We start from the raw sequence: 16,500 nt of genomic DNA, 5'->3' as shown, positions 1-16,500 counted from the left end.
ACCGCGGCCATCCATGGAGATCTTGATCCCTGCGCCCACCAACGCGCCGGTGAAGGCCACGCTGGTGAACTGGCTGCCCTGGTCGGTGTTGAAAATCTCCGGCGTGCCGTACGTCGCCAGCGCCTCTTCCAGAGCCGCCACGCAGAACGAGACGTCCATCGTATTCGACAACCGCCACGCCAGAACCGCACGGCTCGCCCAGGGCGGATACACATTTGCGGCAAAAATCGCGACGCGGAAAATGCCCTTGCCCGAGGTTCATCTAGCAATCGGCAATCGCTTCACGCAGTTCAAAGGCGCAGCAGCCGCCTATGCGGCGTTTGCTGACGCGACCGCAGAGCAGTTGTACACTGAGTTCCGCAACAATCTCAGCAGGTTCTCAAGCCGAAAGAAACTGCCTACGACAAAGAAGCAGTTCATCTCGCAGTATGTGAGCGAGTTGAGGGATTTCAACACCGCGGGAGTTGTCGCCGCGCATCATGGAACGCCACTGTCGAAGATGCGCCAAGATTACTATCCAGTTCATAATGATCCCGACGTAAAAGTGAACAAATCCCAGCTAGTCGCAGGATTGCAGGCGGTGGATAGCGTCGTCTCTGCATTAGACCCTTAGGATCCCGATAGCCCGCGTCGCGGGTTCACTTGGAGCGACGCACACACGCGAGGCAACCGCGCTAGAAAAAAGACCCGGCGAGGGGAACCCCGCCGTCGGGCTTTACGACGACGCCCTCCTTTCACGGAACGAACCCGCAGCCGGCCGGACGCGTACAAAGTCAGGCGTAAGTCGCCGTCACGCTGCCGACGAGAATGGCCGCGCCCATTGCCGCCACGAGCGCAGCGCCGGCGAGCCAGCCTGCGGCCGAGCTCGACCGCTGCCGGCGCAGCTCGCCGATCGCCGCGAACAACGACAGCAGCGCGATGACGATCGCGAACGCGACCAGGAGCTTGATGGAGGCCACGCCGAACGCGGCCTGGTCGAGGCCGTGACGCAGGATCTGCGGTTCGATTTTCATTTCCACCCCACCGTGACGAAATGCGAGGCGACCCACAGCACGGCCGCGCCGCCACCGCCGGTCGCTACCCAATAGATCCAGCGCCCCGCCTTGGCAGCACCGGCCATCTGCTGCCGGGCCTCGGCGACGCCGTTGACGATCGGCTTCATGATCGCGATGTCGGTAATCGCCTTCTCGATCAGCCCCTCGAGACGGCGCAGATCGCCGACGAAAGCATCGATCTTCTGATGCAGATCGCGTCGACCCAGCGAGGCTTTCTCGTCCTGGTCGCGCCATTGCCGCGTCAACGTATCAACCGAGGCCACCAGACCGCCGATCGTCTGCGCCATCTTCAAAAGCGCCGCTTGTGTTGATTCAGCCTCGGTCACTTCGCCCCCTCGCTGTAGCTCTGCCGCACGCCGTCGTACCAGGCGCGCGCCTGCTCGAGCCGGTCATTCGCCTCTTTCAACGCATCGCGCGTGCGCGCCAGGCGCTCGCGCGCGTCGCTATTGAGGCTTGCGGAGGGATCGCGCACGGGCGCGAAGATCTGCGCCGATACCGCCGGCAGATCCCGGTGGAGCGGTGCAGGCAGCGGATTTGATGCGCATCCCGCGCAGATCATCGCAAGTGAGGCCGCACACATTCGGCTTGCCGGCCGCCACCAGCGCCGCATTCCGTTTTTCCAGCTCGTCGACATAGGCATCGGTCCCCGCCTTTTCCTGCTCCGCCCGTTGCTCGATGGCCTTCACCCGCAGTGCGGCGTCGCCCGCCGCCCGGTTGGCCTCGAGGAGATCCTTGCGCGCGGCCGCGAGCTGCGCGTCGAGCGCCTTCTCGCGCCAGGCGCCGTCCGCGACCGCATAGCCCGCGTTGAAGAGATGCACGCCGGCGGCCGTGGCGCCGGCGACGACGATCAGCGCGAGAGCGCCGGCGAGCGCCGCGCCGGCCCAAAACGGCGACAGCTTGACGCCGGCAAGTCCGGCGAGCCGCACGATCGTGGCGATGATGGCGCTGCTCATGTGTTCTTGCCCGCGCGGTAGTCGGCGACGCGCTTGATCTCGACCTTGTGCGCGACGAACCAGATCAGCACGCCGAGGCCGGCGACGAGCGCGAGCACCACGACGGCCGCGAGCAGCCAGGCGATCGCCGCCGGCGGGATGCCGAGGCCGCCAACCGCACCCTTGGCGCCGGAGAACGCCGTGGCCTTGTCGGTGATCCACGCCAGCAGGCCGGTGACGCCGAGCGTCGAGGAGCTGCCGAACAGCTTGCCGGCCCAGCCCTTGACCTGGTCGGTGATGGCGATCGTCTCCGAGCCCTGCTCGCGCAGATCGCTCGCGGTCGCGTTGCTGCGGATCTCGGAGACCTGCCGCGGCTCGGCCCGCGCCATCGCGGCGAGCAGATCGTCATCAATGCCGGGGACGAGCGGCAGATCATGCTCATGGCGAAACGCGAGGATGGCCGCCTCGGTCCGTCCCTTCGGCACCAGCTGGCCGTCGACGGCGCCGGTGTCGTAATAGCCAAGCTCGCGCAGCCGCGTCTGGACCTGCACGACCAGGTCCGGGTCCGGCGCCGGCGGCGTCACCTCGAATCTTGCGTGCTGCTCCGGATGATGTTCGGCGAGCCCGCGCTCGAACAGCACGGCCTCATGCTCGCGCCGCTTGTAGACGCCATTGGTCGGCGGCCACAGCCGTTTCATCGAGCGGATCAGGCCGGGAATGCGGGCGAGATCGCCGCTCGCCACGCAGGCGCGGATCTCGCGCATCTCGGCATAGCGCGCCCCGGCCTTGACGAAACCCGCGGCGTCACGGTTCTGCGCGATCGAGAACAGCGCGCCCCGGCAGTCCGGACCGAGCCGGTCCGCGCCGGGGCAGTAATGGTCCAGGATGCCGAGGTAGCGCGGCAGGTCGTGATTGCTGAAGACATCGAGCGCGACGTCCCAGGGGATATCGACCTGCCCCTGCGTCTGGCGCGAATAGGCCCTCGCCGCCTCGCCGCGCACCCCGGACGCCGCCAGCATGATCCGGAGCATGCCGGCGTCGACCTTGTCGGCCCAGTCGGCCCGGATCTGCGCCTTGGTCTGCGTGCCGAAATCGTAGCCGATGCCGCCGGTCGGCCCGGACTGCTGGCCGGGATATTCCAGCACGTGGCGGTACTTCTTTTCGTACCAGTCCCGGCTCGTCACCTCCTCGGCGACGACGAGATCGAACGCGGCACGCGAAATGCCATGCAAGTCAAGCATGTGGGAAGCCTCCAGCGGGTGTCGGGAAAAACGGAAGCGGCGCAGCGCGTTAACCTTGGTTAACGGGCGGCCTTGCTACTTATGGTGGAGAGCGCCCCGGGCGCACTTGCTCGGATGGGTTGTGGTGGGATAGTGTCGCCCCGCAATGCGCTGGGGACGAACAATTCTACTGAGCGGTGTCGCCATAGCGGTCGCCCTGGGCGCGACCGGGCTCGTCATGTCGCGTGATCAGCTTCGGAAAGCCAAAAGCGATATCGTCGCCCTAACCAACCGCTTGGACCGGCTCAAACCGGCAAGCGGACATGAGCATTCCGATGTGCGACAGTTTATGATCCGTCAAGAACTTCGGCGGGTTGGCCCCGTGGTCGTGCTCGGAGACAGCATCACGGAAGCCGCGCCGCTGCCGAAAGCCATCTGCGGTCATACCGTGGTTAACGCCGGCATTGGCGGAGCAGATGCGAATTTCGCAGCCAAGACCATTAGCGCCCTGCTCAATGGCACCTCCCCAGCGCTGATCGTGCTCGCCCTGGGAACCAACGACGCTCACCCGGTCCCGGAGGGCGATGACGGCTTCGCGAACAGCTACGACGCATTGCTCAAGGAGGCCTCGGCCCTCTCGCCGCGCCTCGCTGTTGTGACGGTCCCTTCGATCGCAGCTGATGGTCCGCTCACGCACGCGGCAGGCTTCGATCCAAGTATCGTCTCCGAATTGAACGCTGACGTCGGTCGTCTCGCCAATAAATATGGCGCCACCCTTATCCACGTTCGCGACGCGATTGATCAAGCGGACCTTCCCTCCGCAACGATCGACGGAGTTCATCTTTCCAGCCAGGCATATGACATCTGGGTGGCAAGTGTTGTACGCGGGATGCGGAAAGCCTTGGGGTGCGAGCCCATGACCGACGCAGGCCGATCATCCCTGAACTAAGGGATCGCCGGGATTGCCGCGTTCCAGCCGGTCTTCATCTGAGCATTGCCGGCGTCGTTGGGATGGATCCCATCAGGACCAAGCTGCGTGGCCGTGTTGGTGATCAGCGTCGCTTTGTCGACGCCGATAAGCTGAGAGTAACCCAGCTCGGTGATACACTGGCCCGCAACAGCCTCGTAGCTGCTGTAAGGGATGGTGCGCGTCGCCGTCGTCGAGATGGGCGCTGAAACGCACACCGGGACGGTTGGTTTAACCGCGTGGATATTCATCAGAAGCGCCTTCAAGTTTGCTTTGTAGGTCGCGGGATCGATTTGACTGAGGAACTCGTTCGTTCCCAGCATCACCGTGATCAGGTCGGGATTCAGGTTCGCAACGATCGTCCCATCGCCAGGGACGGCCACACGGCCGCCATAACCCATGTTGATGCAACGGTAGCCCCACGCTTGCGCGAGCAGGAACGGCCAGCCCCGTCTCACGTCAGTTGCCAAAAATGGCTGCGTGATACTGTCCCCCAAACAGACCATGAGCGGCCCGGTGCGAGCCGCGGCGGCCGTGACAGCGTAGGCAGGATCTATCTGGATCTCACCAAATTCGACGCCGTCGGCGTAAGGCAGGATTATTTCGTAGAGACGGTCAGCGCTGGTCCCCATGTTGAGCACAAGCGCGCCCTCGGTCACGGCGTTGATGGCAGCCGGCGTCTGGAAATCCCGATTGAATACGCCGTCGACAAAGACGTGACCGATCAGATTGCGCGCATCGGTCCGAGTGATCAGGCCGTTCCAGCGCAGCTTCGCCGTCACGCTTGGCGCAGTCGAGCGAAAGCGCTGCCGCGCGCCAGGCATGGCATACTGATAATCGGACCCCGCGTCGTCGATCGGCCGCCTGAATCTTGCCCAACCGTTCACGAATGTCGGCGCGACGCAATCGGTATAGGCGATCGCAGCATTGTTCGCTGCGTAGCTGCCAGGTGTCGAGCCCGGCGGCGGATATTCTGAGCCGCCGGCTGACGCGATCGCGCGTTGCGCCCCTAAGAAAAACACAGCGCCCCCCCACTGATAGAATTCACCATGACGGGCACATTTCCGCGTAGTCGAGGTACGCAGGAACGAGAGAGGCCGCGAACTTGGGTGAGCTTCCGTCGCCTCGGCCCAGCATCAACACGTTCTGACCGGCGTTGACGGAGAACAGCGCAGATCCGTAGATGGTCCCTGCGTTGACGCTCCCCGTCCACGAGTAGACGCCGCCGAGCGCCCCTCCGCTCACAACCAGCTGCATCTGGTTCGTCGAGGTGCCGCCGGTCTGCGTCTGGTAGGCGTAACCGTTGAACTGATACGACGACGTGCGCGGAGCCTTGAACGTCTTATTCGTGGCGTCGTACGCCAGGTTGAGACCTGTCCGGTCGCCCGAGGGAGTCGTCAGTTGGCAGGCCGTGAAGGTCGCCGAGATCGCCCCGTCAGTTGTGGTCGACAGGCTACCAACGAACGGAATTTGCTTTGATTGAAGCACCTCCCAATCCGAACCGTTAGAGCGCAGCAGCACACTCTCATTGGCCCACATGACGATACTTGAGCCCGAGCGGCCGATCGCTCCGGCCGGCGTCGTCAGTGTGAACAGCTTGCTCGCGCTCGCCACCGCACCGACGATGAAGCCGATCAACTTGCCTGCATTTCCGACCGGCGTTGGCAGTGTCGTGGCAAAGGCGGCCGTCCCGGTGATAAAATGCAGCTTACCGAAGGCAGACGCGGTCAGAGTCGAGGCGGCGGTCAGGTTCACCACAGTCGACAGGTCAAAGCCGCCGAGGTTCCGAAACGCAGCGGCGATGTCGGCGACGTCCGCGAGGTTGTTGGCCGCAAGCAGAGCGCCCACAGCAGTCCCCACCTGACCCGCAATATTGAAATTCCAATCGGCGAACGTTCCGCTGCCGTTGATATTGTCGACGGCGATGGTAAGCGCCGTGCCGCTGTAGGTCGCGACGCCTTCCATCCATTTCGTCGTGTCGCTGTTCGACGTCGCCCGAACCCGCGCCCCGTTCTGATAGGCAAGGCCGGCCTGCGTCGCGAATGCCTGCGATCCGGTCCCGATCGTCCGCGACGTCGCGGAGGTGCCGCCGTAACCGGCGCCGGTTGCGCCCGTGCTGCCGGGATCACCCTTCGCGGCCAGCAATTCCCAATAGGTCGCGTTCGGCGCCCCATGGCCGGCGCTCGGCGTTTCGTTGATATAGATGTAGGACGATCCCGAAGTCGTCTGCACATCGCCGTAATAATAGGTCGCGGCATTGTCATAGGCGCCGCGCGGCCTGAACGCCTTGTAGATTCCGAGGAAAACCCAGACCCCGCCGGTCATCACCCACACTTTGCCGGTCGTCGGCTGTATTGCGGTCTGGCTCTCTTCTCCGAGCGACGGATCCGGCTCTGTCTCGTCATCGCCGACGACGATCGGGATCTCGCGCGCATCGAGTGCTGCGACCAGTTTGTTGACCGTCGCCATCGCCTCTGCGCCGGCAAATCGCTGCGGCGAGACTTGCCAAATCTTGTATGCGACGCCGACCTGCGCTCCGCCGCCCCACGGCGGAATGACTAGGTGCGTCGTATCCGTTTTATCGGTAATGACCGACTGGAAGTTGCCGATTTGCAAGATATCGCCGGGCCGCGCGTTCGCGTCCGACCAGATCGCGCCGACGCCCGTGACGGTCGTTCCGCCAGAGGCTACGGAAACTGTGCCGGTCGAGTAGCTCGCAAGCGCTGTCATCGCTTCACCATTTTCGAGAACTGGAAATTAATCAGGCGCCCGGCGCGGCTAGTTGCGATCGCAGCCATTGAAAACCGTCGACGCCATCCGGACGGGAAGGAATGACCGAGAGTACATCCGCCGGCGTGGCGCGGCCCTTCGACGAGTCCCTGAGCGCCTTGCGATAGTCAACCCAGGCAGCGCGCGCCGTCTCGGAGATCGGAAAATCTGGCAAGACAAACCTGTCAGTTTCGGTCAGTTCGGAGATCACGGCGCCCCGCACCTGCCACATCCGATCCGGAGGAGGATCCGGCACGTCCTTGTCGACGACTTTCCACGTGCCAGCGTCAAATCTCTGCGTCCTGGCATCGATCGGCTGATCTGGAATGATCGCAACTTTGCAGCCGGGAAAATGACTGTCTTCAAACCCGTCGCCGTGGTCTGCCCCGAAACCGTAGGACATGATTTGGCCGGTCGTGCCGTTGTAATGAATGTTCATCGTTTCGCTGCCATTGCAGAGATCGTGCTGCCGGCCGTCATCGCCGTGTTCACGCCAGCGGTGAACCGGGCAACGACAGGTATCGTTAGCGTGCCCCCGGTGCCGGTGAAATTAACTGGGACGCTAGACAGAATGAACGCGAACGCCCCCGAACCGACGGTTACCGTATAGGTGTCAACAATAGAGCCGTTGACCACTAGATCGAATTGACCTGTTTCAGTAGCAGGACCACCGTTCGCCCACTTGGCATTGAGCACAACCAAGAGCGGGATCGGCTTTCCCGACAAGCCTGTCGTGTCGATTGATACATTGAAGCTGAAATAGTTTTTGAGCCCGCCGCCGAAAAGATTGGCCACCAGGTTCTGCACGACCGGCACCGTCACCGCATTGTCGCCGATGCTGAGCGATTTGACGCCGAGAGCCTTGATCACGCCCGATGCGGAGTCGATCGAGTTTGCCTTCAGATAGATGACGTCGATCTGGCCTGCCCCGATGGCCTTCACGTTGAAGGTGCCATCGAGGTACAGGTTTCCACTCATCCCGATTGCCGGAACCCCGTTGAGAGTTCCGACCGTGAACACTGGCACCGGCGCGCCGCCATTGTAGGCAGGCAACTGGATCTGGAATTTGTCGGAGACGACAGTGAAAGTGGAGACGCCGCTGCCGCCGTTCACCAGGCTCAAGCCCGTGACGTAACCGTCGACGTTGAGCGTCACCGCATATGATGCCGCGGCATAGCCGTCGAGCGTGGCGATAGCGGCGGCGCTATTCTCTACAAACGCCGTCGTCGACCCCCATGTCGCGCTCGCGGTCGTCGAGAACGACGCATAGGCCGCCTCGGTCGTGACCGCGACCTCGCGCACATCATCGATTTGCGCCAGCGCATCTGCCGAACGCGCCGCGAGCTGCGAGCGTAGATCCTGCTTATCCAGCGGCGCGCGCGCGGCGACGTCAGACGCAACAGACGCGATACGGTTCAGGGCTTCATTGACCTCATCGCGCAACGCGTCCTGAAGCGCCGTAACCTGGTACCTGATGCCTTCGATCAGCGACTCCAAAGCGACCGTGTTGTTCGCGATCGTGATCGTCGGGGCGGAGACGTCGGCTGTCGCGTAAGGGCCGCGCAGCTTGCCGGGCGTGATTGCCTGGACGCGCACCCGCAGCGCCGCCAGCGTGACCACCTGGTCGAACCTGTTATCCGCGCCCTCATACACTTGCGCCCAAGTCTCACCGGCGTCATAGGAGATGTCGGCGACGTAGTACTCGGCGCCGGCGGACGGAAACCAGCTCGCCGAAAGCTTCGGCTCCGCGATGCCCTGCGAATAATTGGCGTTGAGCCCGACAATGAGAGGCACTTTGGAGTCGGACGGGAACTGCGGCGACGGCAGCAGCGGCGGCGTGCCGAGGTCGGTCGCGTGCACACGTTCATCGTCGACGACCAGCGACAGTGTGCACAATTCCCCGTTTGGCACGCCGCCGAGCACGACACAGAGACGGGATTCGCTGACGCCGGTGCCGAGCTCGAACGAGGGATAATCGGCTCCAGCCTCGCGCGCGAGCACGGCCGACAATGTGGTGGCCTGCGCCGTTTCTGCAGCCGACAGGCTGGTCGCATTCAGCACGGCGAGCGAGGGATCGGCGCCCTGGGTGCACAGCACCGGACCGAACGACTGCCCGTTCGGCTGGCGCAGGCGGATATAGAAGGGCCCCGTATCCCATGTCGGCGCAGGGTCGAGGGTCAGGGTCCGGACGTTGACATCGACCACCGCGCCGCCATAGCCGTAATTCTGCGGCAACTCGGACTGGACGCGGAGCACCTGGCCGTAGGTGATCGCGCGCCCCTCATATTCGACACCGATCTGGACGGTCTCGCGCCGGTAAATCGACTGAAGGTAATAGAACGCGCACTCGCGAAACGCGTGTGCCCGATTGACGACGCCGTCGATGCGCTTGGTCTCGGCATTCGCCGCGACAAAGCCGTCGCCGTTCGGCGGATACTGCACTTGTCCCGGTAGCCAGGTCTGCTCGTCAACATATTCGACGATGACCGCGTCAGGGTCCTCATCCCCCAGCATCGTGAACCCGACCTGCGTCGAGTCGCGCACGATCTCGCGATCGGTGAGCAGCATGGTCGGCACGTCGCGCCATTCGTCGCGCACGATCGAGATCGTGTCCCCGAGCCAGAAATGCCGCGCGCGCGAGGCAGTCAGGATCTTGTCGAGCGCCTCCGGCACCGCGATCGCGGCCGAGAACCGATAATCGAAGGTATCGCCGCGGGACGCGCAGCCAGCAGCATGATTGACCACGGCGTTGAAATCGACCTTGGCGATCGACAGACCGGAACCGTATTGCGAATTGGTCGCTGCATCCAGGAACGCCCATGCATTGCTGCGGGTGGCCTGCAACTCGAACGTGGAGCCGGTCCAGACCAGCAGCTTGCGCGTTCCGAGCACGCCGAATTTGTAGGAGCCCTGCGTCGACTGGGACGCCTTGAGCCGGATCGCCACGGTCGAGACGTCGGGGAAGGAATTGTTGCCCTTGAGGAAGGACCGAAGCCCGGCCCAAATCACGGTATCGACGCCGTACTTCGACTGCGAGTTAATGCCCATGCGGCTGAGCCGCACCAGGTATCGCCCAGGAGCAACATCTACCTTCGTGGTGTCACGGACAGGAGAGTTTGAGTTGAACTGCTTGGTGGTCTCGAACAGAGTCGAGAACGGCCCGGTCTGGACGCCGGCATCGTCGCAAGGCGCATACTCGGCCTTGAGTGTGCATCTCGAGTAGCCGTAGTTGCTGTTGTCCTGATTGACCGTGAAGCATCCCGCCGGAAACACGATGTCGATCGCGATCGCCTGCGTCTGCGTGCCGGCGGGGTTGGAAACGAACGGGCCGAGCGGCGAACCATAGGTCAGCGGGCCGAAACCGGCATCGTACTGGCCGCCCTCATCGCCACCGCCGTCGGGCAACTGCTGGCCGGAGACTTCGATCGACTGGTCGACGTTGGTCGGGAATAGCGTGACGGTCGCGCCTGGTTCGTAGAACGCAACCTGCGCGCCGGGGAACGAGGCCGAGATACCGCCACCCGGCGTCCAGAACACGGTGTCGTCGAGGTAGAGTGCCTCATAGGCCATGCTGCCCATGGTCGGCGCCAGCAGCACATTGAGGAATTGATCGTTGCCGACGAACTCTCCCCAGGGGGTCGCCGCGAAATCCGGATAGGCCTTGAGCCGCCCGTACCAGACCGGCAGCGGCTGGCCGAGTTTTGCGGCGTTGCCCTGCGCCTGGACCGAATAGATCTGATCCTGCGTCGCGTCCGGCGTATTGGTCGCGCCGGCCTTGGGCATTACCAAAGCATTGATGAGGAGCGATCCAGCGACGCCGACGACAGCTCCAAGGGCCGCCGCGCCGAATGTGCCGGCCGCGAATGCTGAACCCAGCAGCCCGGCCGCGGCACCTCCAGTCACCACGGTTGCAAATGCAGCGACCGCGATGAGTGCGACCATGCCAATGACTTGCTTGGCACCACCACCGCCCCCACCGAGCGGATAGGAGACGAACCGAACATTGTCGTTAGCCGCGATGCGCCGGCGCGACCAACTCTTGCGCAGCACCGCCTCGCCGTTGATCTCGAGGACGGTCGGCAATCCCTTCCGGAATTGCCAGCCGTAGACCCGATCCCGCTTCGCCCAACCCGTGCGCCGCAAGAAGGCCGTCACGGTCTCGCGCGGCTGCGGCTCGGCCTGCGCGACCTCGAGGCCGGGCATGACGAGGTGCAGCACGGGACGACGCGCGCGGTCGGCGCGGCGATCACGACGCGCGTTGGAGCGCGCCGGCGCGGGGAGCGCCGGAGATTTTCTCACGGTACCGTGCATCAGGATCTCGGTTCGAAGAAAGTCAGATTCTTCCAGCCCATCTGGCGCAGCGCGAGCGGCGCCTCGCAGGCGACGCCGGTCTTGTCGTCGCAGTGGATCACGCGCGCCTCAGGCCTCAGCCAAACGCCGATATGCGCGGGAAAGCGCGCATGTGCCATCAGCACCAGGGCGCCATCCGCGGCCGTCACCAAGCCGCCGGGGCCATCGGGAACGGCCTGCCACCTCGCCCGTTCCGGATGGCGGCCGAACTCTGTCAGCACCCAACGCCGCGAAAAGTCAGATGGGACGACGATGCCAGGCAACTCGAGGCCGAACAGTTCGCGCTGGACGTGGCGGGCGAAGTCCCAGCAGTTGCGGGACTGCCAAGCCCAGGGCTCGCCGATCAGGGGCGCCAAGAAGCCAGCGCGGCGCTGGGTATCGACAGGGCCCATAGTCATCGCCTAGTCTCGGGGCAATCCGGCTGGAGGAGCCCAATGCGCCACCATTTCCCGTTCGTTCTTTGCTTGATGGCCATTCTGTCCTGCCTCAGCGGCCAGGCCGCCGCAGCCCCTTCCGACGAAGTTGCCAAGACGGTCGCGCGCGGGCTGTCCTATTTCAGCGCGGCGGAGCGGCACTTCTCGATCTCTGATCAGTGGCAAGCCCTAAGCGGCGAGACCGTGGTTTGCGCCAGGCTCGATATCCCGAACGGCGCCAACGGATGGACAGCGACGTCGGACTTCTCGATGTTCTTCCTCTCGAAGGGCGCCATCGTGAACATGGTCAAAGACAACACGATGTTTGGATGCCCAAATCGCTCCTACGTGCCGCTGCAGCCCGTCAGCCGTTAAGGCAGAAGACTCGGGAATTGGACGTAGTCATAGTTTTTGGTGATACGCGGGAACCGCTTGTTCTGCAGGTTCTTCACGACCACCGTTCCGCTCAGCGACGTCCCCACCATTTTGACTTCGCGCAGTTCAAACTCGACGGGACCGTATGCCGGTTCAGTTAGATCGCTGTTGAGATACTCGCGATACAGCACCGAGATGTATTCGCGCACGCCCTGCGCGGCGCGGATCTTCGGCACCAACTCGCGGCCGACGTTGTCGATCGTGATTGTGGTCGAGGGTGGCTGCCCCTCACGCTGTTCCGGATACTTTGCTTCGAACGGACAAGCGATGAAGGTGACGGTCTCGCCACCATTACGAGGCGCGCCGATTTCGATGCCAAAATCCATGTCGTCGCCGACGTTCGCGACAACGCGCGCCGGCTCGTCAAACGATGACTGCCAGATCTCGAGCGTGGAGTAAACACGCGCGCTGGGCGGGCACGAGGCGTATGCCTCGAGCAGGGCTTCGTTATGTGTTGGCATCAGAAATCGTAGACCAACAGTTTCATGGCAACCACGACGCGGGTCGCCGAAAACGCGCCGTATGTCGGCTTGCCATCCTTTGCGAACTGGCAGGTCTTCGAGACGTACGCAGCCCCAGTCCAGACCTGAGCCGTGAACCGCGCGGTGCCGTTCGCCAACGTCGTCTTGACCCACGTCTTGAACGTTTCGGCTTCAGCCGGCGTCATCATGATGGACTGGCCCAGCGTTGCGACGTTGTCGCCTGGCCGCGGCCGCTGACGGATGTTGCCGCCTTCCATCTCGGTCGCGATCGGATCGAGAAACGGCTTGATCGGCTGGAAGCTGTCTCGGGCGGGCCGATACGGTACCGCTGGCCATGATGGTAGTGCCATCCTCAGGACCCCATAAACTGCCTGACGCCATACTGATTTTTCATCACGCGCGAGCCGTTCCCGGACGAGAGTGACTGTCCAACCGCGTCGTCCATCATCTTCTTCAGCGTGACGGTGAGATCACCGTTGGCGTTACGAGACGTGGAGGCCTCGGCTTGAACGCCGGTTTGGTTGATGACGTTGACGACAACCCCGCCGGAAGAGCGGTTGTCGTTGGCCGCGCCGCCGGCGGCGACACCCAGACGGCCGTCGGGGCCACGCCGTAGCGGCATGATCGCCTCCGGCCCGGCTTCACCGGCGAGACCGGTACCGCCATTCGCCATCGGGAAGATGGTTGGACCGTGCACGACGCCGCCGCGCGCGAAGGGGATGATATTGCCGCCTGCGAAGACGTTGCCGAGCGCACTGGGCGCGACCGGACCATAAAACGCGCTACCGGCCATGCCGGTATTGGCGAGTCCAGCGCTGCCTCCTCCGAAGAGGTTCGTGATCCCCGATCCGAGGCCCAAGTTGTTGGCCCCCATCTGGAGCGCCTGCATCATCGGCTGGATGATCGCGATCTTGATGATCATCTCCTCGATCGCGCGAATAACGAGCCTCGACATATCCTGGAAGCCCTGGCCTATGGACTTCGTGCCGTCGACGATGTCGGCGAGCCCGGTCGTCAATTGACCGGAGATCGTCGACGACAGCCCGCTCAGGGCCTGATTGGTGCGGAGCCCCTGCGCTTCGACGCTACCGAGGGCCGTGGCGACATCCGGATAGCTGCCCTTGAGTTGCTGCGCGATCTGGACATCATCGGGTGAAAGCAGTGCGGTCTGACTGCCAAACTTGATGTCCTGGTTGATCTGAGCTTTCGCGGCCAGATCAGTCCGGCGACCAAGCTCAGCATTGATCCTTTTCAGATCCTCGTACTGCTTTTGATCAAACGCGGTCCGGTTCGCGCTGGCTTCCTGCTCCAGCTGCTGGCGAGCCTGAAGATTGGCGCGTAGCTCGGCCTGCTGCCCGACCGACTTCCCGACGAGCTCAATCTCGAGTTGGGTGCTCTGGACGCTCTGGTTTGCGGTGAGCAGCCGGACGCGCCCCTGCTCCGATATCGCGGTCGTGGCCTGCTTCAGCGCGATCTGGTAGGCGAGCTCGGCCTCGACCTGTTTCTGCGACGCGGTGAGGTTCGCGTTGCGGTTGGAGTCGATCGACTGCTGATACGCGATGCCGCCCTTGGCCGATGGCGAGAACGCCGTGATGGCCTGCAGCGCGGTGTTGGACTGACTGATCGACTGCTCGAAGTCGGTCTTGAAGGACCGGATTTTCTCGCGAGCGACCTCGGTAGCATCCGACACCTGTCTCATGCTGAGGCCGAGCGCGGCGAGGCGGGCGCCGGCGGCCTCGTCGCCGCCGATGCTCTTCATCAGGCCGTCGAGCACCGTGAAGTCGTTGTTGAGCTTCTCGATCGCGGAGATCTCGGGCGACAGTCCGCGGACCAAGGACTCCTGGAGGAAGGACTGCTGGGCCGCGCGGGCGACATCCGTAGCCGCAGCCAGCTTCTGCTGGACCGCGACGAGCCGATTGAGTGCCTCTTCCGCGGCTGCAATCTTGCCCGGATCCGGGGTGTCCTCGATCCCGAGAATGTCGCCAAAGCCCGTCGCGGCGCTCATGGCGTTCTGGGTATTCGATCCTCCCCGGCGCAGTTCGTCGAGGTTCTGGCGCGCCCGCGCGATTTTCTCTTCCAGCGAGTCGGTCAGCCCGATCTGCTTCGCGATGAAGGCGCCGGTCGCGTCCCACGCATTCGAGACCGCATTCCCGAGGACTGTCCACACTGTAGAGGACGTCGAGACGGCTTCGCTGACGCCGGTTAGGCCGGATTTGACGCCCGCAAGAAGTGCCTTCTGCGCATCGAATAGCTTGTTCTGCGCAACGAGATTATCGATGTTGCGCTTCATTCCGGCGTCGAGGAAGCCGAGCCAGTTGTTGAGCTCGGTGGCGCCCTTCTCCGGATCCGCGAAGGCGTCGGCCAGCATCTTGGCCGCCTCGGTGGCGTCGATGCCATAGATGCGCGTGATGTCCTTGCCGATCTGGACGATTGGCAGCAGATTGTCGTTCGCGATCTTGCCGGTCTGGACCAGCGTCGAGGCAAACTCGCGGGCCTCGCTGACTGAGAGCCCGTTCGGAGTGGCGGCCGCATTCGCGATCCCGTTGATGCCGGCCGCGTTGGCGCCGGAACCGCGCCCTGAGCCCAAGAGGCTCATGCTGACCTGGTGCTGCTTGTCGAGGTAGCTGTTCAGCGCGATCGCCGCGGTGGTGACCACGGCCGCGATGCCGCCGAACACCGCCCGGGTCGGCGTCACCATGCTGGTGAGCGAGCTCAGGTACGAACCGGCGAACTCACCGACGCTGGCCTTGGACCTCGAGAAGATCTGGTAGACCTGACCGCCCTGCTGTGCCGCGATCATGAACAGCGGCTGGCCCAGCATCAGGCCGGTGACCACGTCGTTGACCTGGTAGCCGAGATTGGCCATTTCGCCGGAAAGGACGCGGCCGCCGGTGGCCGCATCCCGCATGTTCATGTCGACGTCGGAAAGACGCTTCGCCGCCATACCCTGCGCTTGCTCGAACTCAGAGCTCGAGATTAAGCCCTGGTCGAGCATCTTCCGGTACTCGGCCATCTGCTTGCCGAGTTTGACCATTTCGGCTTCGAGCGGGTTGATCTCGGCGCGCAGTGCGGCGGCTTGCGCGGCGGCTTTCTCTTCCGCCTTGGCCATCTCTTCGAGAGCGCTGACCGTCGCTACGTTTGTCTTTCCGAAAGCATCGGGCAGTTGATAGTCGGTCGCGCGCGTGTCCATCCGGAACGCATCGCGGAGTCCTTGTTGCGTGGCCTGAGCGATTTGCGTCGACTTCGCGGCTGCAATAGCCTCCAATCTGTTGAACTGCTCCTCGAGGGCGGAGAAAGTCGCGCCGCGGGATGTCGCGGAGCCGCCGCCACCGCCAAGAGCCTCGGTCAGGCTGCGCTGGAAATTGGTGCCGGCCTGCTGAGCACGCATCCCTGCGATCTCGTCCAGCCGTGAGAGTTCGGCGTCGAACGCATTTGCCGAGTCGCGCGCGGACTTCCCGGCGCCGGCGACCATGCGAGCATCAAGATCGGCGGCGAATGCGTTGCCGGCTTCCTGCGCCTTCGCGCGAGCGATGCCCTCCAGCCCACCGAATTGTGCCAGGAACGCGTCAGCGGACTCCTGGGCAGATTTGCCCGAGCCTCCGCCGACACCGAGCCTGGCGTTGATCGAAGACTGAGCCGCGGCCGCCGTAGAGACCTGCGCCATCGCAGCAGCAGCGCGCGCCGCCACCTCGTTCTGGATCTCGTACTGTTCGTTGAGTTCCTTCACCGCGGCCGTGATCGAGACGTAGCCGGTTGCGGCGAGATTTGCCGCATCCGCCGTCAGCCCAAACTTCCGGTAGGCCGCATCCAGAAGCAGGTTGACCCGGTCCAGCCCCATACCGCGATCGGCCGCGTTGTTGATGCGGCGGATCAAGGC

At 63.7% G+C, this 16,500-nt stretch carries 15 protein-coding genes and 3 pseudogenes; 3 read left to right on the top strand and 15 right to left on the bottom strand.

All coding sequences use genetic code 11. The features are described 5' to 3' along the window. Positions 1 to 201: pseudogene (locus QJT78_RS30790) on the bottom strand (DDE-type integrase/transposase/recombinase); the annotation flags it as partial. A 46-nt stretch (positions 202 to 247) separates the two neighbouring features. Here QJT78_RS30790 and QJT78_RS30785 point away from each other — a divergent pair. Then, positions 248 to 613, top strand: coding sequence for a hypothetical protein (locus tag QJT78_RS30785; RefSeq protein WP_157790147.1), 366 nt, complete (start codon positions 248 to 250; stop codon positions 611 to 613). A 160-nt stretch (positions 614 to 773) separates the two neighbouring features. On the opposite strand, the gene QJT78_RS30780 is transcribed toward QJT78_RS30785, so the two are convergent. From QJT78_RS30780 to QJT78_RS30760, 5 genes are read right to left on the bottom strand one after another with little or no spacing between them, the layout of a single operon-like run. After that, on the bottom strand, positions 774 to 1,013 hold the full coding sequence (locus tag QJT78_RS30780) for a hypothetical protein (protein WP_038943309.1): 240 nt from the start codon (positions 1,011 to 1,013) through the stop codon (positions 774 to 776). Further along, entirely contained in the window at positions 1,010 to 1,381 is a 372-nt protein-coding gene (locus tag QJT78_RS30775; RefSeq protein WP_038943310.1) for a DUF1515 family protein, read from the bottom strand. Before QJT78_RS30775 ends, QJT78_RS30780 begins: the two co-directional genes overlap by 4 nt. Next, positions 1,378 to 1,527 carry a hypothetical protein gene (locus QJT78_RS30770; protein ID WP_157790146.1) on the bottom strand — a complete coding sequence of 50 codons (150 nt, stop codon included), beginning with the start codon at positions 1,525 to 1,527 and terminating at the stop codon, positions 1,378 to 1,380. Before QJT78_RS30770 ends, QJT78_RS30775 begins: the two co-directional genes overlap by 4 nt. Further along, the gene (locus tag QJT78_RS30765) at positions 1,499 to 2,008 is read right to left on the bottom strand and encodes a hypothetical protein (protein ID WP_038943311.1); all 510 of its coding nucleotides are present in this window, start codon (positions 2,006 to 2,008) and stop codon (positions 1,499 to 1,501) included. The genes QJT78_RS30770 and QJT78_RS30765 overlap by 29 nt, the downstream gene beginning before the upstream one ends. After that, the gene (locus QJT78_RS30760) at positions 2,005 to 3,228 is read right to left on the bottom strand and encodes a peptidoglycan-binding protein (protein WP_038943312.1); all 1,224 of its coding nucleotides are present in this window, start codon (positions 3,226 to 3,228) and stop codon (positions 2,005 to 2,007) included. Before QJT78_RS30760 ends, QJT78_RS30765 begins: the two co-directional genes overlap by 4 nt. Positions 3,229 to 3,445: 217 nt before the next feature. Between QJT78_RS30760 and QJT78_RS30755 the strand changes: the two genes are divergently transcribed. Continuing rightward, entirely contained in the window at positions 3,446 to 4,156 is a 711-nt protein-coding gene (locus QJT78_RS30755) for an SGNH/GDSL hydrolase family protein (protein WP_157790445.1), read from the top strand. Here the strand turns inward: QJT78_RS30755 and QJT78_RS30750 are convergent. From QJT78_RS30750 to QJT78_RS30730, 5 genes are read right to left on the bottom strand one after another with little or no spacing between them, the layout of a single operon-like run. Further along, on the bottom strand, positions 4,153 to 5,196 hold the full coding sequence (locus QJT78_RS30750; RefSeq protein ID WP_038943315.1) for an SGNH/GDSL hydrolase family protein: 1,044 nt from the start codon (positions 5,194 to 5,196) through the stop codon (positions 4,153 to 4,155). The two genes, QJT78_RS30755 and QJT78_RS30750, sit on opposite strands and share 4 nt — an antisense overlap. Before the next feature lie 22 nt (positions 5,197 to 5,218). After that, a complete protein-coding gene (locus QJT78_RS30745) occupies positions 5,219 to 6,904 on the bottom strand; it encodes a hypothetical protein (RefSeq protein ID WP_028151856.1) in 1,686 nt (561 codons plus the stop codon). Between the two features lie 31 nt (positions 6,905 to 6,935). Next, complete coding sequence (locus QJT78_RS30740; protein ID WP_038943316.1) at positions 6,936 to 7,382, bottom strand: phage tail assembly chaperone; 447 nt, start codon at positions 7,380 to 7,382, stop codon at positions 6,936 to 6,938. Then, complete coding sequence (locus QJT78_RS30735; RefSeq protein ID WP_038943317.1) at positions 7,379 to 11,254, bottom strand: host specificity factor TipJ family phage tail protein; 3,876 nt, start codon at positions 11,252 to 11,254, stop codon at positions 7,379 to 7,381. The genes QJT78_RS30740 and QJT78_RS30735 overlap by 4 nt, the downstream gene beginning before the upstream one ends. Further along, a complete protein-coding gene (locus QJT78_RS30730) occupies positions 11,254 to 11,691 on the bottom strand; it encodes a hypothetical protein (protein ID WP_155257954.1) in 438 nt (145 codons plus the stop codon). Before QJT78_RS30730 ends, QJT78_RS30735 begins: the two co-directional genes overlap by 1 nt. Positions 11,692 to 11,727: 36 nt before the next feature. Between QJT78_RS30730 and QJT78_RS30725 the strand changes: the two genes are divergently transcribed. Continuing rightward, positions 11,728 to 12,081: a hypothetical protein gene (locus QJT78_RS30725; RefSeq protein WP_038943318.1), complete on the top strand. Its 354-nt coding sequence runs from the start codon at positions 11,728 to 11,730 to the stop codon at positions 12,079 to 12,081. On the opposite strand, the gene QJT78_RS30720 is transcribed toward QJT78_RS30725, so the two are convergent. The 4 genes and pseudogenes from QJT78_RS30720 to QJT78_RS30705 all read right to left on the bottom strand — a co-directional run. After that, positions 12,078 to 12,602 carry a DUF1833 family protein gene (locus QJT78_RS30720; protein WP_038943319.1) on the bottom strand — a complete coding sequence of 175 codons (525 nt, stop codon included), beginning with the start codon at positions 12,600 to 12,602 and terminating at the stop codon, positions 12,078 to 12,080. The genes QJT78_RS30725 and QJT78_RS30720 overlap by 4 nt on opposite strands. Further along, a complete protein-coding gene (locus QJT78_RS30715; protein ID WP_038943320.1) occupies positions 12,602 to 12,973 on the bottom strand; it encodes a hypothetical protein in 372 nt (123 codons plus the stop codon). The genes QJT78_RS30720 and QJT78_RS30715 overlap by 1 nt, the downstream gene beginning before the upstream one ends. Before the next feature lie 221 nt (positions 12,974 to 13,194). Continuing rightward, positions 13,195 to 13,359: pseudogene (locus tag QJT78_RS30710) on the bottom strand (phage tail tape measure protein); the annotation flags it as partial. A gap of 1,551 nt (positions 13,360 to 14,910) precedes the next feature. Beyond that, a pseudogene (locus tag QJT78_RS30705) lies at positions 14,911 to 15,531 on the bottom strand (phage tail length tape measure family protein); the annotation flags it as partial. Positions 15,532 to 16,500 lie beyond the last annotated feature (969 nt).

This window comes from Bradyrhizobium sp. Mp27 (assembly GCF_029953005.1).
Lineage (GTDB): Bacteria > Pseudomonadota > Alphaproteobacteria > Rhizobiales > Xanthobacteraceae > Bradyrhizobium > Bradyrhizobium barranii.
Note: the sequence above shows the minus strand (reverse complement) of the source record. Positions and strands in the feature narration are given on the sequence as shown.

Excerpts from the sequence above, each read along its gene's own strand:
- QJT78_RS30780 (WP_038943309.1), bottom strand. The coding sequence starts at position 1,013 with ATGAAAATCGAACCGCAGATCCTGCGTCACGGCCTCGACCAGGCCGCG.
- QJT78_RS30765 (WP_038943311.1), bottom strand. The coding sequence starts at position 2,008 with ATGAGCAGCGCCATCATCGCCACGATCGTGCGGCTCGCCGGACTTGCC.
- QJT78_RS30760 (WP_038943312.1), bottom strand. The coding sequence starts at position 3,228 with ATGCTTGACTTGCATGGCATTTCGCGTGCCGCGTTCGATCTCGTCGTC.
- QJT78_RS30755 (WP_157790445.1), top strand. The coding sequence starts at position 3,446 with ATGTCGCGTGATCAGCTTCGGAAAGCCAAAAGCGATATCGTCGCCCTA.
- QJT78_RS30745 (WP_028151856.1), bottom strand. The coding sequence starts at position 6,904 with ATGACAGCGCTTGCGAGCTACTCGACCGGCACAGTTTCCGTAGCCTCT.
- QJT78_RS30740 (WP_038943316.1), bottom strand. The coding sequence starts at position 7,382 with ATGAACATTCATTACAACGGCACGACCGGCCAAATCATGTCCTACGGT.
- QJT78_RS30735 (WP_038943317.1), bottom strand. The coding sequence starts at position 11,254 with ATGCACGGTACCGTGAGAAAATCTCCGGCGCTCCCCGCGCCGGCGCGC.
- QJT78_RS30730 (WP_155257954.1), bottom strand. The coding sequence starts at position 11,691 with ATGACTATGGGCCCTGTCGATACCCAGCGCCGCGCTGGCTTCTTGGCG.
- QJT78_RS30725 (WP_038943318.1), top strand. The coding sequence starts at position 11,728 with ATGCGCCACCATTTCCCGTTCGTTCTTTGCTTGATGGCCATTCTGTCC.
- QJT78_RS30720 (WP_038943319.1), bottom strand. The coding sequence starts at position 12,602 with ATGCCAACACATAACGAAGCCCTGCTCGAGGCATACGCCTCGTGCCCG.
- QJT78_RS30715 (WP_038943320.1), bottom strand. The coding sequence starts at position 12,973 with ATGGCACTACCATCATGGCCAGCGGTACCGTATCGGCCCGCCCGAGAC.